Annotated in this window: 26 protein-coding genes and 1 tRNA gene; 13 read left to right on the top strand and 14 right to left on the bottom strand. The window is 58.3% G+C overall.

What is annotated here, in order from left to right:
- Positions 1-9: 9 nt before the first annotated feature.
- The 5 genes from AC0L2K_RS18045 to AC0L2K_RS18025 all read left to right on the top strand — a co-directional run bounded on the left by AC0L2K_RS18045 (position 10) and on the right by AC0L2K_RS18025 (position 2,109).
- Positions 10-396: a tyrosine-type recombinase/integrase gene (locus AC0L2K_RS18045; RefSeq protein WP_473531973.1), complete on the top strand. Its 387-nt coding sequence runs from the start codon at positions 10-12 to the stop codon at positions 394-396.
- A gap of 97 nt (positions 397-493) precedes the next feature.
- Complete coding sequence (locus AC0L2K_RS18040; RefSeq protein ID WP_473531972.1) at positions 494-868, top strand: site-specific integrase; 375 nt, start codon at positions 494-496, stop codon at positions 866-868.
- A gap of 6 nt (positions 869-874) precedes the next feature.
- Positions 875-1,207: a tyrosine-type recombinase/integrase gene (locus tag AC0L2K_RS18035; RefSeq protein ID WP_288142330.1), complete on the top strand. Its 333-nt coding sequence runs from the start codon at positions 875-877 to the stop codon at positions 1,205-1,207.
- A 226-nt stretch (positions 1,208-1,433) separates the two neighbouring features.
- Positions 1,434-1,523, top strand: a tRNA-Ser gene (locus AC0L2K_RS18030).
- Positions 1,524-1,608: 85 nt separating this feature from the next.
- Entirely contained in the window at positions 1,609-2,109 is a 501-nt protein-coding gene (locus AC0L2K_RS18025) for a hypothetical protein (RefSeq protein ID WP_287240894.1), read from the top strand.
- A 637-nt stretch (positions 2,110-2,746) separates the two neighbouring features.
- Here AC0L2K_RS18025 and AC0L2K_RS18020 read toward each other — a convergent pair.
- Together AC0L2K_RS18020 and AC0L2K_RS18015 are read right to left on the bottom strand one after the other, a co-directional pair.
- The gene (locus tag AC0L2K_RS18020) at positions 2,747-3,040 is read right to left on the bottom strand and encodes a hypothetical protein (RefSeq protein ID WP_473531971.1); all 294 of its coding nucleotides are present in this window, start codon (positions 3,038-3,040) and stop codon (positions 2,747-2,749) included.
- Between the two features lie 82 nt (positions 3,041-3,122).
- Entirely contained in the window at positions 3,123-3,452 is a 330-nt protein-coding gene (locus AC0L2K_RS18015; protein ID WP_128248488.1) for a hypothetical protein, read from the bottom strand.
- A 724-nt stretch (positions 3,453-4,176) separates the two neighbouring features.
- Here AC0L2K_RS18015 and AC0L2K_RS18010 point away from each other — a divergent pair.
- Complete coding sequence (locus tag AC0L2K_RS18010) at positions 4,177-4,470, top strand: hypothetical protein (RefSeq protein WP_287240898.1); 294 nt, start codon at positions 4,177-4,179, stop codon at positions 4,468-4,470.
- A 477-nt stretch (positions 4,471-4,947) separates the two neighbouring features.
- A complete protein-coding gene (locus tag AC0L2K_RS18005) occupies positions 4,948-5,115 on the top strand; it encodes a DUF3606 domain-containing protein (protein ID WP_128245077.1) in 168 nt (55 codons plus the stop codon).
- 651 nt (positions 5,116-5,766) lie between these two features.
- On the opposite strand, the gene AC0L2K_RS18000 is transcribed toward AC0L2K_RS18005, so the two are convergent.
- Positions 5,767-5,979, bottom strand: coding sequence for a KTSC domain-containing protein (locus tag AC0L2K_RS18000; RefSeq protein ID WP_128245075.1), 213 nt, complete (start codon positions 5,977-5,979; stop codon positions 5,767-5,769).
- A gap of 247 nt (positions 5,980-6,226) precedes the next feature.
- Here AC0L2K_RS18000 and AC0L2K_RS17995 point away from each other — a divergent pair, with 247 nt between their 5' ends.
- Positions 6,227-6,583, top strand: coding sequence for a DUF2934 domain-containing protein (locus AC0L2K_RS17995; protein WP_128245074.1), 357 nt, complete (start codon positions 6,227-6,229; stop codon positions 6,581-6,583).
- A gap of 155 nt (positions 6,584-6,738) precedes the next feature.
- On the opposite strand, the gene AC0L2K_RS17990 is transcribed toward AC0L2K_RS17995, so the two are convergent.
- The 7 genes from AC0L2K_RS17990 to AC0L2K_RS17960 all read right to left on the bottom strand — a co-directional run bounded on the left by AC0L2K_RS17990 (position 6,739) and on the right by AC0L2K_RS17960 (position 16,037).
- Complete coding sequence (locus AC0L2K_RS17990) at positions 6,739-7,557, bottom strand: hypothetical protein (RefSeq protein ID WP_473524321.1); 819 nt, start codon at positions 7,555-7,557, stop codon at positions 6,739-6,741.
- Positions 7,558-8,701: 1,144 nt separating this feature from the next.
- A complete protein-coding gene (locus tag AC0L2K_RS17985) occupies positions 8,702-10,474 on the bottom strand; it encodes an adenylate/guanylate cyclase domain-containing protein (protein ID WP_128245072.1) in 1,773 nt (590 codons plus the stop codon).
- A 340-nt stretch (positions 10,475-10,814) separates the two neighbouring features.
- Complete coding sequence (locus AC0L2K_RS17980; protein ID WP_473531998.1) at positions 10,815-11,615, bottom strand: endonuclease/exonuclease/phosphatase family protein; 801 nt, start codon at positions 11,613-11,615, stop codon at positions 10,815-10,817.
- A 153-nt stretch (positions 11,616-11,768) separates the two neighbouring features.
- Positions 11,769-13,229, bottom strand: a complete 1,461-nt coding sequence (locus AC0L2K_RS17975) for a phospholipase D-like domain-containing protein (RefSeq protein ID WP_473531970.1) — start codon at positions 13,227-13,229, stop codon at positions 11,769-11,771.
- A 141-nt stretch (positions 13,230-13,370) separates the two neighbouring features.
- Positions 13,371-13,589, bottom strand: a complete 219-nt coding sequence (locus AC0L2K_RS17970; protein WP_091591041.1) for a DUF3072 domain-containing protein — start codon at positions 13,587-13,589, stop codon at positions 13,371-13,373.
- A 146-nt stretch (positions 13,590-13,735) separates the two neighbouring features.
- A complete protein-coding gene (locus tag AC0L2K_RS17965) occupies positions 13,736-14,410 on the bottom strand; it encodes an ATP-dependent DNA ligase (protein WP_473507676.1) in 675 nt (224 codons plus the stop codon).
- A gap of 484 nt (positions 14,411-14,894) precedes the next feature.
- On the bottom strand, positions 14,895-16,037 hold the full coding sequence (locus AC0L2K_RS17960) for a helix-turn-helix domain-containing protein (RefSeq protein ID WP_031255952.1): 1,143 nt from the start codon (positions 16,035-16,037) through the stop codon (positions 14,895-14,897).
- Between the two features lie 229 nt (positions 16,038-16,266).
- Between AC0L2K_RS17960 and AC0L2K_RS17955 the strand changes: the two genes are divergently transcribed.
- The 3 genes from AC0L2K_RS17955 to AC0L2K_RS17945 all read left to right on the top strand — a co-directional run bounded on the left by AC0L2K_RS17955 (position 16,267) and on the right by AC0L2K_RS17945 (position 19,634).
- Positions 16,267-16,569 carry a hypothetical protein gene (locus AC0L2K_RS17955; RefSeq protein ID WP_128172562.1) on the top strand — a complete coding sequence of 101 codons (303 nt, stop codon included), beginning with the start codon at positions 16,267-16,269 and terminating at the stop codon, positions 16,567-16,569.
- Between the two features lie 85 nt (positions 16,570-16,654).
- A complete protein-coding gene (locus AC0L2K_RS17950) occupies positions 16,655-16,888 on the top strand; it encodes a hypothetical protein (RefSeq protein WP_023801795.1) in 234 nt (77 codons plus the stop codon).
- 700 nt (positions 16,889-17,588) lie between these two features.
- On the top strand, positions 17,589-19,634 hold the full coding sequence (locus AC0L2K_RS17945) for a family 16 glycosylhydrolase (protein ID WP_473531969.1): 2,046 nt from the start codon (positions 17,589-17,591) through the stop codon (positions 19,632-19,634).
- Positions 19,635-19,883: 249 nt separating this feature from the next.
- Here the strand turns inward: AC0L2K_RS17945 and AC0L2K_RS17940 are convergent, their stop codons facing one another.
- On the bottom strand, positions 19,884-20,180 hold the full coding sequence (locus AC0L2K_RS17940) for a hypothetical protein (protein WP_287320897.1): 297 nt from the start codon (positions 20,178-20,180) through the stop codon (positions 19,884-19,886).
- Between the two features lie 162 nt (positions 20,181-20,342).
- Between AC0L2K_RS17940 and AC0L2K_RS17935 the strand changes: the two genes are divergently transcribed.
- Positions 20,343-21,194, top strand: coding sequence for a LysR family transcriptional regulator (locus AC0L2K_RS17935; RefSeq protein WP_473531968.1), 852 nt, complete (start codon positions 20,343-20,345; stop codon positions 21,192-21,194).
- Here the strand turns inward: AC0L2K_RS17935 and AC0L2K_RS17930 are convergent.
- From AC0L2K_RS17930 to AC0L2K_RS17920, 3 genes are all read right to left on the bottom strand, one after another.
- Complete coding sequence (locus AC0L2K_RS17930) at positions 21,184-22,026, bottom strand: ATP-binding protein (protein WP_473531967.1); 843 nt, start codon at positions 22,024-22,026, stop codon at positions 21,184-21,186. The genes AC0L2K_RS17935 and AC0L2K_RS17930 overlap by 11 nt on opposite strands.
- A gap of 107 nt (positions 22,027-22,133) precedes the next feature.
- Positions 22,134-22,658 carry a plastocyanin/azurin family copper-binding protein gene (locus AC0L2K_RS17925; protein WP_287067154.1) on the bottom strand — a complete coding sequence of 175 codons (525 nt, stop codon included), beginning with the start codon at positions 22,656-22,658 and terminating at the stop codon, positions 22,134-22,136.
- Positions 22,655-23,068 (bottom strand): DUF5602 domain-containing protein, encoded by a 414-nt coding sequence (locus AC0L2K_RS17920; RefSeq protein ID WP_128170655.1) that lies wholly within the window; start codon positions 23,066-23,068, stop codon positions 22,655-22,657. The genes AC0L2K_RS17925 and AC0L2K_RS17920 overlap by 4 nt, the downstream gene beginning before the upstream one ends.
- A 431-nt stretch (positions 23,069-23,499) precedes the next feature.
- On the opposite strand from AC0L2K_RS17920, the gene AC0L2K_RS17915 reads away from it, so the two are divergent.
- On the top strand, positions 23,500-23,997 hold the full coding sequence (locus AC0L2K_RS17915; protein WP_473531966.1) for a PTS sugar transporter subunit IIA: 498 nt from the start codon (positions 23,500-23,502) through the stop codon (positions 23,995-23,997).
- Positions 23,998-24,001: the final 4 nt, after the last annotated feature.

The following is a 24,001-nucleotide window of genomic DNA, read 5'->3' as shown; positions in this document are numbered from 1 at the left end:
TGAATTGCGATGAAAGGCCACATTCGCGAGCGCAGCCCAGGCAAATGGGCAATTGTCCTTGATGTCGGCGAGATCGACCCGAAGACCGGCAAGAAGAAACGCAAATGGCATAGCTTCAGCGGGACGAAGCGCGAGGCGCAGAAGGAATGCTCCCGCCTCATCACGATTCTTGACCAAGGGCTTTACGTCGAGCCTACCAAACAGACGGTCGCCGAGTTTCTTGACGAATGGCTGGCGTTTATCAAGCCGTCAGTCGCCCCAAAGACGCACGAGCGGTACGCCGAGATTTGCCGGAAGGGTCTGGCGCCGCTCATCGGCAATGTGATCCTGTCCAAGCTGAAGACCGACCGGATAGACGCGACCTTCACCAACAGCGCTGACAACGCCACGCGTTGACCATCGCAGAAAGAAAGATGGCGAAGCGCGCGATCCCCTGCCGCCTCGTACCGTCCACCACTACCGCCGCGTGCTTATCAAGGCGTTGGGCCAGGCGGTGACATGGAAAAGGCTGTCGCGCAATCCGGCGCGCGCGACGACACCGCCGAAGGTCGAGCGGAAGAAAATGCTTGCCTACGACGTGAGCCAGACCGCCATCTTGCTTGAAACGCTCCGACCGACGCGCATGTTCATCCCGGTTCTGCTCGCTGTGACGTGCGGATTGCGACGCGGCGAGATCCTGGCGTTGCGCTGGCACCATATCGAACTAGGCGATAACCGCCGGCAGGTATCTGTCGTGGAGAGTGCCGAACAAACTGCAGAGGGTGTCCGCTACAAGGAGCCGAAGTCCGGCAGGGCGCGGACCGTGGCGCTGTCGGCCAGCGTCGTTGCCGAACTGAAAGCGCATCGCATTCGGCAAGCCGAGGAATAGCTCCGGTTGGGGCTGCGGCCGGACGGTGACAGTTTCGTTATCGCCCAGGTCGACGGCTCGCCTTTGCAGCCAAGGTCGCTTACGCATGAGTGGGTGCGCGTCTTGGGCAAGACAGCCCTGCCCCGCATCCGCTTTCATGACCTTCGGCACACCCACGCCACGCAGATGCTATCGGCCGGCGTTCATCCAAAGGTCGCCAGCGAACGCCTTGGGCACTCGACCATCGGGATCACATTGGATCTGTATTCCCATGTCATGCCCGGCATGCAGGCTGACGCGGCAGAGCGAGTTGACGCGGCGTTGCAGGTAGCTATAAGCGCAAGTCGAAAGAACATATAGTTGCAAAGTGCGTAGCAAGCGGCCTTTTGAGCAAACCGCAAAGAGGCAGAAAGCACTGTAAAGTCAACTACTTGGAGGGATGGCCGAGCGGTTTAAGGCACCGGTCTTGAAAACCGGTGTGTGCTATCTCGCAAGACATTGTGGATTATTGAGTTTTACGGAGATAAGGCGTCGCAAGTGGCACAGAAATGGCACAAACTGAAAAAGCGACGCCGAGCAGTGACTTGGATGGGTGGCCGAGTGGTTTAAGGCTCTGGTCTTGAAAACCAGCGTAGGGGCAACTCTACCGTGGGTTCGAATCCCACCCCATCCGCCAGCCCTCCCCGCAAGTTGCCCCGCTTGACGGCGGCTTGCCGTTAGAGACAACTTCACCACCAGGAGTGGCATCAGGAGGAGGAACCATGCCGAGCCAGGCCTGGAACAAACCCAAATCGTATCGGCGGTCGTTTTCAGTGCCATTGGCGTTGCGACAAATGTCCCCGACGAGAGCCGTCCTTCTCGCTGTCAGCTTCTCGTCTTTTGCCACTGCGACGTCGGGTGCAGAGTTGCAGAGAAGCTGCATAGAACCGCCTGCGACAGTCATCGAGATCACCGGCGTTAACACCAAACATGCACGCGCCACGGCAAAATTCACGGAGCCGGATATCGTCAAGGCATGCCATGAAGGCTATGTGAACCAAGGCGGCTATGCCTCGCCCGAAGAGTGCATTCGCCAGACGAAAGCGGACCTTCTCGGCGATGCAATTCGTGCGGAAGCAAATTGCAGTAAGGGCACCATCAAGTTGGGGCAAATGTCCTTCAAAATGCCCGTTGAAAATAACTGCGCCTCCGGCGGTATTTTTGCCGCGCCAGCTTTCACAATGCTCTGCCCTCAATATCGAGGCAAGGTTGTGAATGAATGAGCGAGCATTAGCTTTCTTAAAAACTGCCGTGTGGGATCACACGAAAGCTCCGACAAACGACCGACCCAGCAGAAGAATACAAGATGGTTGGATGCTGCCCTCGCCCGGCACTTCCGAGGCGCCGTGGTTCGCCCGATCGGGATCAAGTCTTCAAATGGGTGGGGTCGCAGGTTCAATCCCTGCATCGCCCACCAATTCTTCAAATTATATCAGCCACTTACCGTCAACTCTCCTCGGCCGCTGGACCTCTGCATCTTCCGTGTCGCCACAGTGTCGCCACCGTGCTGGCCGCTTTCGGATGTGTCTGCAAATGCGATGGACCCGCCACCAACGCCTCTTTCACGGCGGCAACAGGGGTTCGATTCCCTTGGGCGTACCAGAAAAATCAAGTACTCAGCTGAAAGCCTCCCCTCCCTGTCCAACGTTTGGACCAATTTCCCTTGGCGGGGCCGATTCGCATAATGCCGAATTTGCTTTCCACGGGTTTCCTGCGAGTATCCGCCTAGGGACTTCCGCGATCACGGAAGTTACATGAATCGCCACGGTCGGTACTTTCTAACGGCGGACCCCAATCCGCCCGGCCGGCGCACTCAGGCGATCTTACCCCAACGCCCCCCACAAGCGGCGCCGGCCACTTTCAGCCCCTTCGTTCGAAAGTTGGCTTCCAGTCGCGATTGCGCGCCCACTGCTGGCCTTCGTAGTCAGGAATGCATGTGAAGAACACCTGCCGGCGGTCACGGCCGGCAGCCTTGCAATTCGAGCAGACAAAGAGCCCGACCAAGTCGTCATGCATCGAGCCGTGGTCACGGCCGAGCCTGTCGATCAGCGCCTGGATGTCGAGTTTCGTCGATTTGCAGCACATCGGGTGTCCGCAATTGACATAGATGGTTTCGCGGGCGGCCAGGGTGTCGGCGAGGGTCTTTTGGGGCATGGCGATCTCCGTGAAAGGGGTTCGCCGCAACGGAGAGGATTATATTCCTGAGGTCTATGGGAAACGCAAGTGGGCCTCCCGATCAGAGTGTTGACGCAACCGCCTCATCTAATAGCCCGGAACCTGCCACGCCCAGGAGCAACAGCACGGAAAGCGCCAAAACAGCCAATAGCATGATGGGTGTTGCGTCTGGGAAGATGACGGTGATCGCGCGAGTCGACAGAGCCCCCAAAATCTCACCGCCGCCCTCGATCGACGCTTCTTTCCGCTGGCTTCTCCTCATCCCACGGGACGGGACCCCAACATTGTTCATGTTCAAAATTCTGGCCGAGATGTCTCTGGCAATTACCGGATCATCGGACAGATGGCCTGTAATCCATTCAGGGAGGTATTCCTCACCGCGCTCGCTCATGGCACCTAGTAACCCGCGTCACATTTACTCAACTTTTAGACTTAATCATATCAGTTACTACCATCGGTTGCGACAGGCAAGTCTTAAAGCGCGCGTCTGACCGACCTCATGCGACGCGCTTTATCCTGGCGCGCGGCCGGTATGTAGTAGACCCGCCGCTCCATTTGCGAAGCGACCGGCCTCCAACCCATTCCCCATCCTTGACCATGCAATTGCGGTGCCAGACGTATTGACCCATTGCGGGGCACCTTATGGCTTTACACAGCGGACTACCGCCAGTCAGCTTTGACGACAAGACGCCGTACAGCGAAAAGCCCGCTGGCGGGAGGGGCCGGCAACGGGCTTTCACTTGGGGAGTGTCTTAGCGGCTACATCCTGAAGGAATCGACCGCTGCAGTTGTAATGCGTGATTTCTGCAACGGTTCCGAAGTTTTTTGAGGCAGGGACCACGACCAACCAATCAAGCCCGAGGCGGAGCATTTCGAACATTGTCCAGTGTGCGGCATTTCGACATGCGCGATCTCGGCCAGGTGCTTCACCATGCGAAGCCGGAGCATCAACCGCTGCAGCCTGTGAATTGAAAAGCCCGCGCTCCACAGAGGAGAATGAACCCTACGGCGGGGTGGCGCCTGCCTTGTCGGCTAGACGCTCTAGCTGCTCCGGGTGAAGCTGCGGAACCACTGGCGAAGGTGCGCGTTAGGCACGACCCTGGTGAGGATGCAGCATGACAGCTCGCCCAATCGTATCGACAGCCGCGGCGATCCTGTTCGCGGCCACAAGCATGGCTTACGCCCGGCCGGATGCGCGCACCATGACTTGCGAACAGACGCAGCAGCTGATCCAGAGCCGGCGCGCGGTCGTCCTGACCACCGGCCGCAACACCTATGATCGATATGTCCGCCAATTTGGCAATGAGTGCGACCGGCCCGCCGTGCCCGTCGCCTCCTATGTCCAGACGCTTGAGGGTCAATGTCGGGTCCATCGATGCGTGGAATGGCAGCATTTCGATTTCCCGTGAGCCGGCTTTTGATCCAATGTCTGTTCGCGCGACGTCTCTGCCCCGCTCTTCACGGAGAAAAGCGAGAGAAGCCCGCGCCTCTGGCGGAGAGCGCGGGCCCGATCGGGTTGCAGCCCGATCTACAGCGGGCAGCGGGGGGCATGCCCACTGGTCACAGACAATTTTTAGAAATGGCTAAAGTTCCAGGAAGTTTCTGTGTTGGATTATGGCTCGCTATCGTCGGGTTGGAATGGCGCAAACCTCCCATGCAAACTCCAACGCAACAGACCCCACTCAATAAAATTTGAACGTTTCGGTTCCTGTGCACGGCGAAGCCAGCCCCATGAGGGGATTCGGTCCGATCCTCCACCGGACCTAAGTCTTATCTGTTCGCAAAACAGGCAAGGACGTATCGCCGCTCGGAACCGCGGCTGCAGGCAGTCGTTGCTAGGGTCCTTTCAACGTGCCGTTTGCTTGAACCCGGCTAGGAATACGGAAATGGAAGACAACCAGAATCGTTTGTCGATCGACGAGTACTACGAGATAGAACGTTTCGCGCGAGAGAATGGAATCTCGCCGAGCCAGGTCAGCAAGCTGATCAAAAAGAACGGCAATGATCGGTCAGCCCTGACAAAAGCCGCGAGGGTATTGCGGGAGCGGAAATGAGATATCGGACCAACAACGAAGGCACGGGTTTTCGAGGCAAAGATCACGACCGGCCGATCAAGCCCGAGGCGTAGCATTTGGAACACTGCCCTACATGCGGGCAGCATTTCGACATGCGCGATCTCGGCCAGGTGCTTCACCATACGGAGGCGGAGCACCAACCGCTCGAGCCTGTGAATTGAAAGTGTGCGACATCCGGTGTTCAACAGCACGCACGCGAAGTGAGCCCTAGTTGGAGGACTTGCGTAGCAACCCCTCCTCCTGGGCAGCAGCCTCGAAGGCCTTTCCTTACGTCGTCGCGGCCCTACTGACGCCGCGCGAGCCGGTCCATGGGTGCGTTTGCTTCGGCCAGACTAGCCAGCGCTTGCTCGACTTTTTGAGCCGCGGCGCCAGTGCGCTTGATGTGCCGGATCATTTGCTGCCTCAGGCGAACAAGCCTTGCGGCGCGATATACGTCGCCGTAACTCGCAATTTCAAGGTGGAGGGTCGCGAGCCTCATGGGCGACGATTCCGATTATCTCGCAGTAGAATTCGCGAATCCGCCTTTCGTTCCGATATAAGACCTTGCCTCGCAAAGGGCCGGCCGGACGGCCGGACGGCCACGGCGAATGAGCCGCATCCCTGCCCAAAGAGATCGTCCGCTGATGCTGCTCAGTCGACCGCCGGTCCAACCAGACGGTAGCGGAAGTGATTGCGGATGTGCTCGTTGAAGTAGCGGCCCTTGGCAAAGGCGGCTTTGAACGCGGCAAAGGTCTCCGGCGGCACGCCCTCGAACTCGTACCGTTTGCCGCTGGCCACGAACCACACCGAGAGGATTCTGCTGTCGGGATCGTATGCCATTTTTCGTATCGAGGTCGATGGCATGATATGGCTCGATCAAAAGCCTTCAACGATCGGAGAGCCTGTCACGTTCCTTCGTGGTGTTGCTCCCGGAGCAGCGCACGAGGATTTGCGCTGGGCCACCTAACGCATCGCGGCATCGCAAACGCGGCAGGCACGGTCTTCCGGAAGCTAGCCTTCCGGGTCTCTGTTTTCTCCGAAATAGGCGTCTAGGGTCGGATCGTTCCGACGCTCCTTCGCGTTGGGTGAGAACCTACAAGGAGGAACGTTCATGTCAGACGACAAACACGAACGCATTCGGCGCCGCGCATATGAGATCTGGGAACGAGAAGGCCAGACGCACGGTCTGCACGAGCGTCATTGGAATCAGGCGACCTTGGAAATCGAGAACGAAGACCGCTCGCTTGGTGCTCGTCCACCGGCCGACGTACCAGCTCCCGCGCAGACCCAAAGCCGAGGGAAGCAAGGCAAGCGCGCCGCTGGTCAATCGGATGTTGAGGCAGCGGAAGCGCTGGCGATGAGAACAGCCATCACCGGCGATCAAGCTCAAGACCTCATAGATCGCCTCGGTGACGATCCGCTGGCACTCGATGAGGCGGCGCGGAGCCTCAGGGCATCCGAAAGGTAACCGCCGGCTTTCTCAGGGAGCCCATCGCTGTACTCGACAGATCACCACAGATTTTCAACCTCGGCCCCCCGCCAGCGGACCGCCGCATCGGCCAAACAAATGAAAGCCCGCGCCTCTGGCGGAAAGAGCGGGCCGGCCGGGTCGCGGTCGGAGTTTCACGACATTGGACTGAGACGGCGGTTTCGCCTTCGACGCTCGATGACGCGCGCGTTTCGACGAGCAATTCTAAGTTCGCCAAGCGTCGGCCGCCACCAGCCGCGGGAGTGCTCCATTTCGCCGGCCTCACGACGAGCGGGCCATGTCCTGATGAGTTCCGTCAGCGTCGCCGAGCACCACGTTCCCCACACGTAGTCGATGTCCGTCCGCGTCGCATGTGGATAGAAGGCGGCCATTACTGGCGGCTCGGCGACTTCGCCTGACACATCGGTAAAGACGACGACGCCGTACTGCTCTGTTGCGACGGGGCGGCCCATCGGAGGCAAGTCTTCAGCCGACAACGGATAGCGTTGGCGGCGGCGTTCCGCATATCGCAACCGTGTGGCTCTTTGAGCCTCCGAGTCCTTCTCCGCCTCTCGTCGTCGCTTCCTTTCCTCGGGTTCGCTACATTTGGCAGCCTCTTCGATTGTCGGCCATCGGCGCCGCAGTTCCTCATAGGACCGAAACGGCACGCGCCACGCGCGGAGTTCATCATCCCAACTTGCCCAGGGAATTTCGTGTAGTTCCCGAAGGATGGTCTTCGAATAGGGTGTCCGAATGCGCAGATCCTCGGCAACCTCGAGATAGGGACTGGAGATGGGGTCGAACGAATAGGCATCCCGCCCCTTGCTGTCGCCGTGGATCGCCAGCAATTCGGCCTCGCGCGCCAGCCAACGGTCGACGCGGCGGGCTGCCGTCTTGCCTGGTACAAACCAGCTCCTGCGCTCGTCGCTCCACCTCGCTCGCGGAAAGGCCGCCCGAAATCGTTCGACAGTCATTCGGTCGTACGGAAAGTTCGCCAAAGCACCGGGCGTGTCTTGTTTCTGCCGCGCAGGCTTATGCTCGGATTTCTCCACGGTCTTGCCGTCAATGGTGTTGGATTCGCAGAGAAACGTCCGCCGGCCTTATCAGTTCACTCGCGAACCAGAACGCGACTGCCCTTCGCGACTGAAGGTCGCCCGCGGGTCGGAGCGCGAAAATCACGAATGTGGCAGCCGCTAGGCCGCGCGATCTTCGCAGGCGTCCCTTCGGGTCGCAACTCGGCATAAGCTCGAATCACTGCTCCCTTCGCCGCCTTGCGCTGCACCGCCACTGATCATTTGGCCCGCTCCCTGCCGGCCAGCACTGAAACTCCGTGTTAACGTCGTTCGCGGGTGAGAGGATGCGGCCGCAGCTCGAAAGTGTAGGGTACAGCTCGCTGCCAGGCACGGAGGCGGAAATGAAATTGCTTCGGATTGCGCTCTTGTGCACGGGCATGATCAGCGTAGCAATGCCGGCCGTTCGCGCTGAGGATCAGCTTGTTCCGCCTAACCACGTAGAAGCGCCAGAGCCGGCAGTTCATTGCGAGGGCCAAAACTGCCTTCCACCAGCCGATAACCCTGTCGAGGAATGCAAGGGGCAAGATTGCACGCCGGCTCCGCCGGTCGACCCAGGTCCGCAGATTGAACAGGTCGACTGAACAGCATCGGCCGAACACCCCGACTACGAAGGTGATCGCAGATTCGTGGAGAAGGTTGGATTTCAGGTCCTCTCCCTCCGCCAACGCACCTTGCCCCAACATTCTCTGTCGGTCTAACGGCCCGCGAATCCCGCAGAACTGCGGGCTTTTCAAAGAAAAGCTGGCAGCCGCACCGCCGACTATTCCCCGTTGAATGAGGGCTCTCTCGGCCGATATTCTCCGAACCTGGCAACCTCGCTCTTTTGGTTCACAGATTTCGATACCAATAGTCTCAACAGGTTACCGGTTTCGTGATCGTGCGAAGTTGCTAGGCGAATGCAATTGAGTTCCAACCTGCATGACGCGAACTGACCGCCAGTAGCGGCCGTCAGAGCGAGTGGCATTAAAAGACCGAAATGGGCCGGGAGCAGTAGGTCCGCTTGTGGTGCAGGGAAGAACGATAGCGGACGTCGATGCAGAGGAGCTTAGCCCTTTGCCGTGGCGTCATTCGCAGCAGGATCTAAATTCGGCCGCTCGATCCCTTGCGTCTCAACATTGTAGACGCGAACGTGCCCGTCTAGGCCTTTGAACTGGCGAGTACTGAGGTCAACGATCGGTATTTTGTCATGCAGATGGCGCGCTACGGAATAATCGATGAGGATTTGTCGATCTTCAGCGGACGAACACAGCCTCGATGCCAAGTTCACGACATTGCCAATTGCGGTGTAGTCAGCGCGGGCCTCATAGCCAATTCGACCCACCGTTGCCCACCCCATAGCGAGCCCCATGCCGAAGCCAATATCATAACCACGCTGCCGCCAGCCAGATATGAGCTCTTGTGTGGAATCCTGCATGTCGACAGCCATTTTTACGGCATGAAGCGCCGGCTCTTCACATGGAACCGGGGCGTTGACGAGAATCATCAATCCATCCGCCGAAAAACTGGTCAGCGTCACCTCATACCGGGTGATGATCGCGCCGAGCGCCTCGTAGTACTCACGCAAGAGCTGCATGATGTCCTCAGGCGCAGCGTGCGCCGAAAATGCGGTGAAGCCACGCAAATCGCAAAAAACAGCGACCACTTCCGCGCGCTGTCCGGCGAGCATTCTCTCGTCGCCAGCCTTTTCTACGAGCTCCGCCACCTGTGGCGCCAGGAAGCGCTTCAAACGCGTCATTCGCTCAGCGCGGTCCCGCGATATGGCGAGTTCCTGCGCCATTTGGTTGAACCGCGCAGCCAGCCGCTCGAGTTCGTCTCCACTGACAATGTTGATCCGATGATCGAATTGCCCGGCACCGATCTTGAGGGCGCCTTCTTCCAGCAATCGGATGGGCCCGCTCATTCGTCTGGCAAGCCAATAGGCGAGTACCGCCGCAAGGACTGTGGCGGCGAGGAACAACCCGCCGGTCCGCCACAATGAAGCGTATAGGGGTGCAAAAGCCTCTGCCTGCGACTGCTCGACAAATACCGTCCACCCGGCCGCGGCAACGGGCGCGCCAGCGGTCACAACGCGTTCATTCTCGGCGTTGCGGTTTGCAATCGCAGTGCCGCCCGCGGCGGCGATCGCATCCCCCAATCCGCGCAGGGCCAAAGCTGCTTTCTCGTCGGCGCCCTGCATCACTTTGCTGATCGCGGGGTGAGCGATGAGGTGGCCGGTCTGGTCGACGACAAGTCCCTGGCCGCTGCGGCCCACGCGGATTTCGGAAACGATGAGCCAGATCGGCTTCAGACTGATTTCGGCGATGATCGTGTTTTCTAGGACTGTATCGTCGTAGTTCGCCATCGCCATGGTTACCGACGGTTCGGAACCCTGGCGATAGGCGACCGGGCCATACCAGACCTTCGCCGTCCTGGCGCCGACGACAGCGGGATCGCCCGAGCGATCCGCCCCGCCTTCCGTCCTGTTTGAGCCAGTGCGCGAGACGTGCAGCCGTTCCGCGCCGGCGCCGTCGACGAAACTGATGCTGAGAATTCCCGGGACCTGGTGCATCACGCGCAGGACAAGAAGCCGAAGCTGTTTCACGCCGGCATTGGCCGACACGTCCTCCGGGATCGTGGAGCCGAGCGGAATCTTGATGCCGTCAAGATAGCTCTCAATTTTGTCGGCCGCCGATGTTGCCTCGGACCGCAGCAGGGCACTGAGGATCGCTCGCTGGTCGAAATAGCTGAACCACGTGTTGCTGATGCCACCGGCAGCCATTGGAAAAATGGCCGCCGCGAACAAGACTACAAAATACTTCTGAAATAGCGATCGACGCATGGAAGCGGCTTTGAGATTGGAGAAAGGTCTCCCACATGATGCGACCGACCATAAGTCGCGACAGCTCAGTCCCAGAAAGGTAGCCTAAATTCTTGCGTCTTGGTATGGGCTGAGCCGTTCCCACTCATGGTCGAGTCTGGTGCCTTCCATGGGGCTTGGATGGACGTTTCCCTGATCGGGGAGAGTCGCGTATTCACCAGCCACGTGAGCACGCCCCCGAAGGCTCGCTAGGCCCAGCGACCTCCCCCCGCAACCAAAGCCGCTGGGCCGCCCCGCTCCGCTAGTCCAGTCTAGAGCTTCCCTTTGAACCGATCTCCATTCATGGGGCTCGGCAGCTACATCACAGGCGAACGAATCCTATAAGCGGCAGATGATCGGAGGCGACCCGCGAAAGCGGCGTGTCATGGGCTTCGACGGATGAGATCATTCCGTGTCGGTTTGCCATGATCCGGTCGAGCGACAGCAGCGGCAGACTCGATGGAAAGGTGGGGACCGCCGGTGGCGCGGGACCGAAAGTCGTGTGCAGCGTATTCAGCGCGGAACGGTTTCCGAGTCGCCATTCGTTCAAATCGCCGAGCAGCAGTGTTGGCTTTTCGTCCGGTCTGTTCATGATTTCGAGCACGACACGGGCCTGTTCGGAGCGCGATCGGCGCAGCAAGCCGAGATGGGCTGCGATAATGCGCAGAGTTCGTTTCTCGTCCAGATCGATTTCGGCAACCAGGGCTCCGCGCGGCTCCAGCCCCGGGAGCTTTATCTGATGGACATTGCGAACGATGCCCCGTTTGAAAAGCAGAACGTTGCCGTGCCAGCCGTGTCCTTTGCCGTTTCCGGACACCGGCACCGGCACCAGGCCTGTTTCCAATTCGAGACGCAGCAGATCCAGAAGGCCGGCACGATCTCCAAAGCGATTGTCCGCTTCCTGCAACGCAATGACATCCGGGCCGATTTCCCGGATGACGCGAGCGATTCGTTCGGGATCGAACTTTCTGTCGACGCCCACGCATTTGTGAACGTTGTAAGATGCGACCAGAGTCCCCGCGGGGCGTGCCCCTTCGGACGGCGCAGCCTTCGCCTTCTGCTTCTTTCTGTCGCGAATGGATTTGAGCACACTTGCAGGAAAGCTATGTCCAGTTCTTTGCATGAGTCTGCTGCTCGTCCTCACCACCTTCAAGACTTAGCTTTGTCTCACTCAAACAGGATGTGCAATCGCTGCTTCCTGCCCTGACGAGATGCGGCGCTCGAAAGGAGCGATGGCTGCGTCGCCCGAATTGCCGCGGGCAGAACGAGAAAGCCTCTAAAGGTAGGGCGATCCCAGCCACAACACTCGGTCGAACAGGCGGACGATGAATGGCCGGGCTCTCAAGGTTTCGATCGTTACAGACGTGGCGGAGGCGATTGCCGATCCGATCCGCGCTTCAATCTCCGCGGCAAAGCCTGCATCAAGAACCTCTACATCAATCTCAAAATTCAGCCGCAGGGACCGGGCGTCAAGATTGGAGGATCCTATAAAAGCCCAAACCCCATCGACCGACAGCAGCTTCGAATGATCGAACGAGCCCTGCGTGCGCCATACGCGGCAATAGTGCTTCAGGACCTGATCGAATTGCGCCGTCATCGCCCGGTCAATAAGGAAAAGATTGTTCGTCGCCGGTACCACGATGTCGATCTCGACGCCTCGCCTGGCTGCGGTCGTCAGCGCGCTGATCAGTTCCCGATCCGGCAGGAAATAGGGCGACATGATGCGGATCGATTTGCGGGCGACGGAAAATGCCCCGATCAGCAAGTTGTGGTTCGTTTCGATGCTGGCATCCGGCCCGGATGCAACCGCCCGCGCCAGCATTGGTTGACCGGGAGCCGCGGGAAGCGCGACCACTTGCCAGGTGTCGCCTTTCAGGAGCTCGCCGCTCACGAAGCGCCAATCTTCGGCGGCAACCGAAAAAAGGTCGGCAACGACCGGCCCGGTGACCTGAAAATGCGTGTCCCTCGCGCTGGAGGAGCCGGCGAACTCGGCTGAGAATCCCTTTCGGATGTTCATCCCTCCGGTGAACGCAATCGTGCCGTCGACGACCAGGATCTTCCGGTGCGTTCTGAGGTTGGCGTAGGGAAGACGCAGGCCCATGACAATGTTGCCGTTGAAGAGGTCTGCTGTGATTCCTGCCTCTCGCAGGCGCCCAAGAATGCTGGGGACGGAGTAACGCGCCCCGACGGCATCGATCAGCACGCGAACGCTGACACCCCGCTGGACGGCTCCGGCGAGAGATTCCACGAAAAGCCGCCCGACATCGTCGTTGTCGAAGATGTAGGTCTCGAGCAGGATAGCGCGTTGAGCGCCATCAATCGCTCGGCACATTGCGGCATAGGCCTCGTCACCTGTCTCCAATATCGCAATCGCGTTTCCCGAGGTCAGGGCACGCCGGGCCACCCTGTCGCCCAATGTCTTCAGGCCGGTGAAGCGTTGGCCGTACCGCTCGGCAATCAATTCCTCGGCGGCAAAGTTGCGCTCATGTTTTGCGGAAGCCGCCTCGCTGGAAGGGGGCCGCATGGCGCTGATCGTTGCACGACGAATGCGGTTTATGCCGGCAACGGCGTAGATGATCGCGCCGAGGAATGGCGACAGGAACATCACGCCGACCCAACCTGTGGCGGCGCGGACGTCTTCCTTCGTCATTATGGCGTGGACGATGCCGATGGCCGCCATCACCACCGAAATGATCGCGAGGACCTGGGGCCAATGAGTCATCAAGGTCTGCAACATCGCCAGGACTATCCAGCGAGCGGTTGCAGAACGCAATGCAACTCATCCCCGGGGTCAGACCACGGTAACAAACTGGACAGAGCCGCTGTCGGGTTCGATGGAACGGCCCCGTCGCCGGAGGCCAGCAGCCACGAGCGGGCACTACAGGCCTAACTTCTCCCGGAGTGCATCGATGCGTTTAGAGGCTTCCGCCTTGCTGAGGCCGTCAGCATAGGCGTCAGGGTCGTCGGCCTGTTCGGCCAAAGTTTTCAAATAGGAGGCTTGTGCGGGGGTCATGGGATCATCTCCGCTGATCCAATCTTCCGGGTCCTTTTCGACATTTGCCGGTGCCTCGATTTTTGGGTTGTGCCGGTCACCCATGATCAATCTCCCTTGATGATCACCACAATGAGAATGATCATGATTTGTTCCGCCAGATTGGTATGCGCGTCGCGTCCGCCCGCGTAGGCCTCAAATCGGTGAGGACGCCCGTGAGCAGCGATCAGGGCATTGGAGCCGTGCCTGGCTCATAAACGACCCCCAACTCGGGAGTCGGCTTCTTCAAATTTTTTGGCCTTCAGCCATGTGCTCGACAGTCCGCTCCTATAGCGGCTGTCGGCGCGCTTCGAGATAATTCCATTGAGCCCGATCTTCTCGACGGTGCGGAAGAGCGCCAGCGCGCTGCCCTCGAAATGCTCACTGTATTGGATCTTGCCGAGGCCAGGCTCAATCAGTTGCCACAGCGCCTGCTTGCGCTGCAGCAGCGGCAAGGAGCCTAGATCGTGGCCGTCGAGATGGAGGATATCGAACGCGACGAACACCAGCCGGCTCGGCTCGTTCCAGATCGCCGCTTCCAGCGCAGGGCAATCGAAAGCGCTCTGCTCGCCGGGAACAATGACTTCGCCGTCGAGAATGGCAGTCCGGCATGGCAGATCGACGGCTAGTGCGATGGGCCAGTATTTCGTGGTCCAGTCGCGGCCGTTCTTGTTGTAAAGACGCACACCGCCATTATCGATGATGATCTGGGTTCGATAGCCGTCGAGATTCGCCTCGTGGACCCAGCCCTCACCTTCAGGCGGCCGCTCGACCCGAGTCGGGATCTGCGGCGGAAGAAACTCCAGCCGGCCGCCAACGACCTTGGCACGCTTACTCAATGACGCCACCTTTGACCGCGCAGCGGCGGCTATCGGCACAGGCAGCACGACATCTCCCCAACATGATGCCTGCCACCTGTGCCGAGCCCCCGCCAAGCCGCCGAGCCCCCGCCAAGCATTGCAAGCATCTACGCACGAAGCCGATCTGTCGTTAGCTTTGCATCCTAATACTTATCCCGGCGTACATATCTTGCCCGGCGCGGCGCTCTTGCACCGTTCCCGACCGGCTAATTGCTGTCCGGGATCGCCGCCAGCCTACGCAGCCCTTTGCTGGTGAGATAATCCGGGCTAGAGCGGTTCGTCATTTCAAGGAACCGCAGAACCGCTCTATCTCTTTGTTTCTTGACTTGGCAAACATACGACTCGCGGTCTCAACAAGTGTCTTATGCTGCGTAGTTGCAATGTATGCTCCGCTGTGATGCGCGGCGACATCGATGAACAGTTGGTCGATAAATCGGGAATTGGCTATAATTGATGGCGCGGTGGACGCGACACGAAAATATTCTGGTCCATGAGCTTCCCGATCCTGTACTCAGCTTCCGAGCGCTTTGAGCCAATGTTCAAAGGAAGAGGCCTCCTCGTGTCCGGCATGCGAAACAGAGTGGGCGGGGCGCGGTAACACCACGGAGCTTCGGACTTCGCGGGGGCTGTAGCCGAATTCCTTGCTAAAAGCTCGGCTGAAATTAGCCGCTGAACTAAACCCGACGGCTTCGGCAATATTAACAATGCGCCGGCTGTCCGCCGGATTGCTAAGCGCAACATGGGCTGCCAGAAGTCGGCGACTTTGTATGTAGTGGAGAACACCACCGCTCGGTTCGAACAACTGATAAAGACGAGAGCGCGAGACGCCGAGCGCCCGGCACATTGAATCCGGCGTCAGATGAGCCGCATCCAGATTGTTGTGGACGTATCGACGGGCTCGCTCCATCAGCGCGACACTCACCAATTGTTCGGTGGCCGCGGCATGTTCCGCCGGGGGCGAGAGGCAGGCAATGATCATGCTGCGTGTTGCGTGCACGATGCGGGGCAGATCGTCAACCGTGAGACTGCGCAGTCTTGCTTCGATGTTCTTGAGGTAGTCGAGCAAAAGGTTGGCAAAGTTGCCGGACAGAATTGAATTATTCTTTGCGTCCAGGGTTGCCGCCGCATCGGCGAACAAATCACGCGGCAAATAGAGAAAGAGACTTTGGGATTCCGTTGCCCTCCCCCGAAACGGGTAGCCAAGCGATCTAATCTCCAATTTGCCCGGCTGGTTTTCCGCTACGCGGCGATCGACCTCCGTCCACGACCGGCCAGTATGCGGCAAAGCGATATACCAGTGATCGATCGAGCTGGACCGAAGCTTCGCAGCAGAACGCATATAACTATGTGCCGGTGCGCGCTGTTGAACGATCAGCATGCCGCCGAGGTTCCAAGCCGTGTGGTCGGCGGGAAAGCCATCGTCGAGCGATTTGTCATCCGGCAACTTGATCTCGACAAGCGGAGCCATATGCGCCTGCCAAGCGACGAATTGATCTTCTGGCGCCAGTTCGAGCGTCGAAAAGGGCAAAGGTTCGAGCGCCGGCGCAAGTGACGGGGCAGCCTCATTGTAAGGCTGAGCTTCGCGCGGCCAACGACGTCGATCGCGCTCAAGCGCCTGCCTCGCAAGCGCCTTGTCCTGCCTCTTAGCGTCCATCGCGTAGTGCCGTATCCGATTCCGGTATGCCCATCGCCACCGCAATCATGTGGTGTATCACAGCCATCTGGCAAGACCAGCTGAACGCGAGTCCACAGAGGGCTATCACACTGGGTTACAGCAAGAAATGCATTCCGAGATAAGTTTCTGGATGCGACGATAACGACACTCTTCAACGTGGTGCGTATAGAGTCTGGCACGGTGAAAGCGTAGTTGAGGAGGCAACGAAATGAACGCAAACCTCAAAACAGAAGCTCGTCGCAAGATAATTCTTGATGGATATTTTAATAACGAACCTTTGAAAGATATTGCAGCCAAGGTCGGATGCTCACTGGCGAGTTTGAAAGTCACCGCCAGTAGACTCGGTTGCACACGAACTCCGAAAGAGGCGGCGGAATTTCGGCGAGGATTTCATGTCCCAGAACAAAAATTGCGGGATTACCGCCAACTTATGATTGCTGGACAGTATAGAGCTCGCGAGTGCGCCCTGATTTTGGGACTATTGAAAGACCAATTATCGGTCAGCGAGTAAACTTATTCCAATCACGCCTCAGCGGTTCATCGACAAAAAAAATCCGCCGCAAACACTGGCAACAGGCCCTGAAAGGTTCGCACAGATGCTGCGTCGGCGTTTCAATCGCACCTGCCTCAGCCCTCATGATCTGGCTATTTGCGAACGCGTGTTCGATCAGGTTTGCGCAGATGAACACATGGACTCTTCAAGCCGGGATGCCGAGGCCTTAGCGGTGGCGATTGTCGCAATCTTCCGAAACATTACTACCAAGGAGCGCGAACTGCTGGATGAATTGAGGTCTCTTCGTCTCTCAAAGGGCGCAGAGAAGGCGCACTAGCTGGGCGGCTTTCCCTGACGAATTGTTCTAGTCCCGCGTTGGCATTCGCATCTGCATTGCCCCATTGAGTCCCGCCAGAGTGTAGCCACAGCGCTTGCGAAGGAGATGGAAATGGGTTTAGCCCAAGACTTGTCTGATGTTGCGCTCACATTCGATTGTCCGGATTGCTCGCATCCGGCGGTAAGGAAGGGCTCTGCGCTAAGAACGATCGCGCACTTCAGATGCGACGGGTGCAACGCCAAGGTACGGATCACCTATCCGCAGAAGCTAGCGATCTTCGAAAAGTACAGGCTATTAGCCGCCCAAGGGGCATTGCGATAAGACGATCCGGAAACGCGTCGCCAATGGCGGTCACGTGGACCAGATGCAAGAGGTCGATGCCCTGGTGGGTCCCCGCTAAAGAAATAACGGCAGTAGCGCACGTTCCCGCAGCTGCACTCGGCTTTGACGAGCATGTTGTGCCGGGTCGCCTTGCCGAGCGTATCGATCGGATCATGCGCCATGGAGGATTCGCAGTATCGAGTCCCGGCAACGTCAACCGATTTGCGACTTCTCCCAAATTTCTCGTGAAGCGCTGGGGGATAACCGCACTGACCCCATTTGCGGGGGAATCGGTGTCCGTTACACTTCCGTTAACAAATGGACGATTAGATCTGGTGGGGGTCACCGCGAAAATGTTGCGTGAACGAGGAACCCATCAATGGCTGCGATTGCTCTTCCTGGCGATTGGACTGGACAGTACAAGGGATCGGAGCTGAACCTCTCCGGCTTCAAGCTCTCCTTTTCTGACGAGTTCAATACGATGGATGTCGTGCCGAACAACGGCACCGGCAAGTGGTTCGCGCCTGTGCACGCCCCCTATGGGGCCGCCACGTTCATGTCGCCGGTGGGGGCAACGAACCCGTTCTCCGTCTCTGACGGGAAGCTGACCATTACCATGAAGCAGGTGGACGGCGTCTGGCAGTCTGGAACGATGCAAACGGTTAACAGCGCCGGCCAGGGTTTCGCGCAAGAGTACGGGTACTTCGAGATGCGCGCAGCCTTTCACGGCGGGGCGGGAGCCTGGCCGGCTTTCTGGATGCTGTCGCCCAATCAGACTGTGCCACGCGTCGAGGTCGACATCGTTGAAGCGTATGGGGGCGATCCCGATGGTCATCACCAGGCGGTGCACTTGAGCAATAAGGAAAGCCACGCCTGGGAAAGCAACTATACGGGCCTCCCCGGTTCGATGTTCGACGGGGCGTTTCACACCTACGGCGCGAGGATCACGACGGACTGGATCACCGTGTACTATGACGGCAAGGAGCTGAGCCGCTTTCCAATGAGCGAGTCCTTCCGCACGCCGCTCTATATGATAGCCTCACTTGCCATGAATCCCCTTGAGGTCGAGCGGGCGTCCGGCACCTACAAGATGGTCATCGACTACGTGCGCGCCTATGCCGCGCCGGACGTGATGGAGCAGCACCTGACCGGGACGGATGCGGCGGATATCCTGAACGGCGGCAGCTTTGATGACGTTCTGGACGGCAGAGCTGGTGCTGACAAAATGTCCGGCGGTTTCGGCAACGATACCTACCGCGTCGACAACGCATTCGACGTAGTCATCGAGGCTGACGGCGCCGGCATCGATGTGGTCATCACGTCGATGACGTATTCGCTGTCCGGCCAGCAAATAGAGCAGCTCACACTCACCGGCGTTGCCGACATCGACGCGATGGGTAACGAACTCGACAACACGCTGGTCGGCAACGCTGGCAGCAACCTGCTCGACGGCGGAGTCGGAATCGACAAGATGGAGGGCGGCGCAGGCAACGATACCTACTATGTCGACAATGCGCTCGACCGTGTGGTCGAGGGCGATGCGGCGGGCAACGATTCGATGTTCAGCTCGAGCACCTATTCACTGCCACGCTATGTCGAAAATCTGACCCTCATCGGCCTTGGCGCTATCAATGGTCGCGGCAATTCTTCCGACAATGAGCTGACCGGGAACAATGGGAACAACACGCTGGACGGCCTTGCCGGCAACGACACCATAAGGGGCGGGGCGGGTAGCGACCGGTTAGCGGGCTATGATGGCACCGACCTTCTCGATGGCGGGACCGGGGCCGACCTGATGAATGGCGGTGCCGGCAACGATACCTATTATGTGGACAATGCACTGGACAACGTCATCGACGAAGCGGGCCTCGACCAGATTTTCAGCTTGGTCACGTACTCACTGGCGGCCGCTAACCGAGCGGTAGAAAATCTGCGTCTGACCGGAAACGCCAACGTCGGAGCCACGGGAAATTCCCTCGACAACGTGCTCGACGGCAACGACAGCGACAACAAACTGGACGGCGGCCGAGGCAATGATTCCGTGTTTGGGTGGGGTGGCAACGATACACTAACGGGCGGCCTGGGCATTGACCGGCTTACTGGTGGCGCCGGCAACGATTCCTTCGTTTTCAGCGCGCCGCTCTCAGTGGCTAACCGCGACATCATCACGGATTTCAACCATACGGCCGATGCATTCAGGCTCCAGAATTCGGTAATGCAGGGGCTTGGAGCCACGGGAGCCCTCGAGTCAAGGTACTTCTTCGCTGGGACTAGCGCGCACGACGCCGACGACCACATCGTCTATGACGAGGTTACGGGTGCGTTGTTTTACGATTCCAACGGAAACGTCGCAGGCGGCATGACACAGCTCGCGACGCTGACGAACAGGCCGACGCTGCTGGCCGACGATTTTTTCGTGATCTGATCCGGCGCTACAGCGGTGCGCGTGAAAAAGAGATTAAGCGCACCGTTGTAACTTCTTGTTTGCGCATCGCTTTGTTCGAAAAACCGGTGACTTCTTTTTCGAGCGATGCTCTAAATTATGTTGCTAGGCGATACGTATCAAATCTCTATCTGACGACGTCCCTCAGGTCTGCCGCAGCGTTTCAAAAATTCGATGACGAACCATGATGTAGAGTGAGTGCGCCGGCCGGCGTGATCGTGAGATCCTCGCTTACTCGAACATGATCCGAGAGGTTCCTCTTTCTGCGATCGACATTCTCCGAGCTTCTTGGATCCGCTCGGCCTGTTGTTTGGTATAGGGACCCATCGGCCGGGTCTTTTCATGGCCGCGGCGAACCCGACAGTACCAGTGGCCGCTGTCAGAGAAGATCTCAACCGAGGTCGGTGCATCGTTGGCCGCCGCCTTGGCGACCTCGCTGATGAATTTCACGACCTTTGAATGGTGCCGGGCGGGTGCAACCGTGCGCAAACCACTGGTGACGATAAGTTCCTGCTGCACTGGGGACATGGTCGAACTCCTGTCGGTCATTTGCTTGCGCTCCCTCCCACCGGCGCTGCGCAGCATTCAGCGCAGAGCTGGGTGGATAATCTCGAAGCCTATTGCTCTGACTATCTATCTAGCAAACGAAATTGATTGACATTTAAACGCAATTTTTATGCTATATGTTTTATGGACATTGAACTCGCCCGGACTTTCATCGAGATCGTTTCGACAGGGAGTTTCATTCGAGCATCGGAGCGCTTGAATGTCGCCCAGACGACCGTAAGCGCACGGATTCGCAGCCTCGAGCAGCAATTGGGCCGCGCGCTTTTTGTTCGCCACAAAGGCGGAGCTTCTCTCACCCCGGCCGGTGAGCAATTTCTGCGCCACGCCCCGATGTTCGTCCAACTATGGCAACGCACCCTTCACCAGGTTGCCGTGCCCCCGGGACGTCGAGCTGTTCTGACGGTCGGCAGCGAAGTCAGCCTAGCGCAACCTCTTCTGCTCGATTTGGTCCGATGGATGCGCGGGTCGCTTCAGGACATTGCACTTCGAGTACACGTCGATGTGCCGAAGGATTTGATCAATCAGGTCGCGTCAGGAATGGTCGACTTGGCTATCATGTACGCGCCCCCCCACAGACCGGGTTTGAAGATCGATCTGCTTCTGGAGGAAAAACTCGTCCTCGTTACGACCAATTCCGAAGCGCGCCTCCTGGACGAATCCGATTATGTTTATATGGATTGGGGGCCGGATTTTGAACTTCACCACGGGATGAATTTCCCGAGTGCTGCGCCGGATCTTTCTTTCGATCTCGGTCCGCTCGCACTGAGCTATGTTCTTGCGACTGGCGGCTCCGGATATTTCAGGATGAGTTCTGTGCGGCCTCACATGGAGGCCGGCCGGCTGCACCTTGTGCCTGGAATGCCGCAGTTCTCCTATCCGGTTTACGCGGTGCAATCCGCAAGTGCGGACGAGAGCGTGGTAGGTCCTGCCCTGGCAGGATTGCATTCCGTCGCGAGCGCCGACATCAAATTGTAGGAGTTGTTGGGCGTCTAAAGGTCGCTTGGATTGACGGGAACAGAAGGTCGACCGTTGTTCCAATCCCTCGCTCACTCTTTATCCGGATCCGACCACCAACCATTTGCGCCAATGCCTGCACTTGCAACATCCCTATCCCGGTGCCCTTCTCACCCTTCGTCGTGAAGAAAGGATCAAACACCTTTCGCAAGACTTCCGGAGCCATGCCGCAACCATCGTCCTTGACGCGAACGCATGCGTAGGTTTCGGGCCCGGGCAGGTCAGGCGTCGGGGCCGTCTGCACCAATCGCTCAGTGGTGACGCGGATCTCCCCGCCACTTGGCATCGCATCTCGTGCGTTCATTACGAGATTAAGCACTGCAGAGTCGAACAGCGCCGGGTCGATCAAGCAGTTCGGGATATCGGAACCAAGCTCCAGCTTGACTCGGACATCGGGGCCTGCGCCATATCTCAGGAAAGGCTCAAAAGACCTGAGGAATTCATTCAAATTGCCAGCGTGGATTTCGAGTTCCTGATGTTTTGCGAAGGCCAGTACCAGTGACGTCAGTTCGATACCTCGATCGATTCCCTGCCGCGCTGCAGCAATGTAGGTCCTCACGCTTTCGGGCTCCTCGGCTCTTATTTCGGCAAGCCTCAGGCCGGATCCGATGACTGCCAGGAGGTTTCTGAAATCATGGGCAATACCGCCAGTCATCTCGCCTAAGGCGGCAAGCCGATGTGTGGCACGCTCACGTTGTTGGGCTGCGGCCCGAGCACCGAGAGGCATATCTACCTGACGCTCGTCGCGCTTCGCTCGTGTTTCATTATCGTATGGAAACGCGCTGCCGGTCATGATGGTCGCCCCTATCGATCATTGACGACAAACAGGAAACTCGGGCTCCCATTCGCATCGTCGTTTGGGTTCTCCTGTTGCTGGTGTCACGCATCCTGCACGCATGCCTAGGCGCGCCGCACGATCCCTTTCGTCATGATGTCTTCGACCATCGGAAAGGCCTTGACGGCCTCTTCCGGTAGGTCTCCCTTCGCTCCGGTTAGCTTCGTCCAGTCATGCGCCTCGGGCTCGCCGACGACGATACGACCGACCATTCCAGCATGCTCATGCGGAATGCAGTAATAATCATAGACCCCCTGCTCGGTGAAAGTAACCGAAAAGCTTTCGTCGGGCAGTAGATAGTCAGAATCCCAAGATTTTGCCGCTTTGGGCATGCGGAGCGGCCGCTCGAAGTTTGTGGGATTGTATGCCGTCGTCGTGTGCGAATTGCCGGGATTGAGATTGGTCCAGCGGATCGTCTGTCCTGGTTTGATCAGAATGCCTATCGGGTCGAACCAGACGTGTGAACCGTCGTCGCGCCCTTGCATCTTGACTTCGATCATCTCGCCACCCAACACGGCCAGAGAAGAGAGGGAAAGGGCGGCGGCGAGCCCGCCGCCAGCGCCCAGTATCTCACGACGCGTCAGTGTCATTTGGCGACCTGTGCCTCGTCAGCCGCCGAAGCATGCCACAGCACGACATGGACATGCGGCTCTTCTACCCCCGGATGGCCGGCATTGTAGTAGACGTCCACATGGTCGACATTGCCGCCGGGTGAAGCGAGGTCGTCAAAACGCTTGTCCGGATTGAGGTCTTTGATCGGCAGCATGTAAATCGTGCTGACAAGCTCGCCATCGTGGTCATAGGCAAGGAATGGTCCGGCAGGCAATGTCGTCGGATCGACGAAAAGTTGGCCCATGCCCGGCAGGAAGTCGGGCAGTTTCACAAGCTTGCTGACCTGTTCGTAAGGAGCGGCTGGCGGAGCTTTGGTGACCTCATTCGCCGCCATGGCGCAAAGCGAACTGCCCACTGTCAAGGCAACTGCGAGGACGAGTTTTTTCATCACGGCATCTCCTGGTTGAAATAAAAATTGCGACGGTTGAAGATCTGGAAGTCCGTCTAAAAATTCGATTTTCACTTTCTGACACGGCATGTTCGCGCCCAGCTAGCAAGCAGGAGACTGTTCTGTTCGTCAAACGAAAATAACTGGCATTTAAAAGCATTATTTCTGTTAGTCAGGCCCGTACCTGTTTTGCTTGATTTTCAAATATCTTCCACTACCTCTGAATTGCTATGAATATTTTCAGCCTCAATTTCCGGCGGGAGCCTAAACGCCTCAAAACGGGCCATTAGCCCGGACGCGAGAGAGTTCGCGTCCGGGACAGCCAGCCTCATCTCCACTCCTTCAGTCCACTGAGAACTCTGTCCTGCTTGACCAGTGCGGCTGAACGCTCATTTGCGATCGCGTCTGGATCGACACGGAGGTTGACCCTGATGATCTCCCCCATCCTGTCAAAAGATCTTGTGACGAAGGGAAAGCAATCAGCCTTGTCAAGAATTGCGATCAGGATTGCTCGGAGAAATGGGCTTGACGAGCAGATGGTTATCCGTGGTCTTTTCGACCGTGAGTGTCTCGGCTCGACGGGCATCGGTCGTGGCGTCGCGATCCCCCACGCTCTGCTCTGTATGATCTCTTCGCCTGCCGCGTCTTTGACACGTTTGGCTCAGCCTATCGATTTCGACGGCCCGGACGACGATCCCGTCGACCTCATTTACACTATACTTTGGCCGGCCACTGCCACATCCGCCTTCCTCCCTGCCCTTTCCCAAATATGCCGGCTGCTTCGGGCATCTCAGGTTCGGGCGCGACTCCGACAGGCACGGACATCCGATGAGGCGTTGGCGATTCTCGAAGCTAAGCCGGTTCCGGCAATTTCCACCAATTTGCATACTTGCTGCTTCGAGCCTGGCGTTCTGGTGTCCGGCACCTGAGCAA

It is taken from the genome of Mesorhizobium sp. WSM4817 (genome assembly GCF_055811135.1).
Note: the sequence above shows the minus strand (reverse complement) of the source record. Positions and strands in the feature narration are given on the sequence as shown.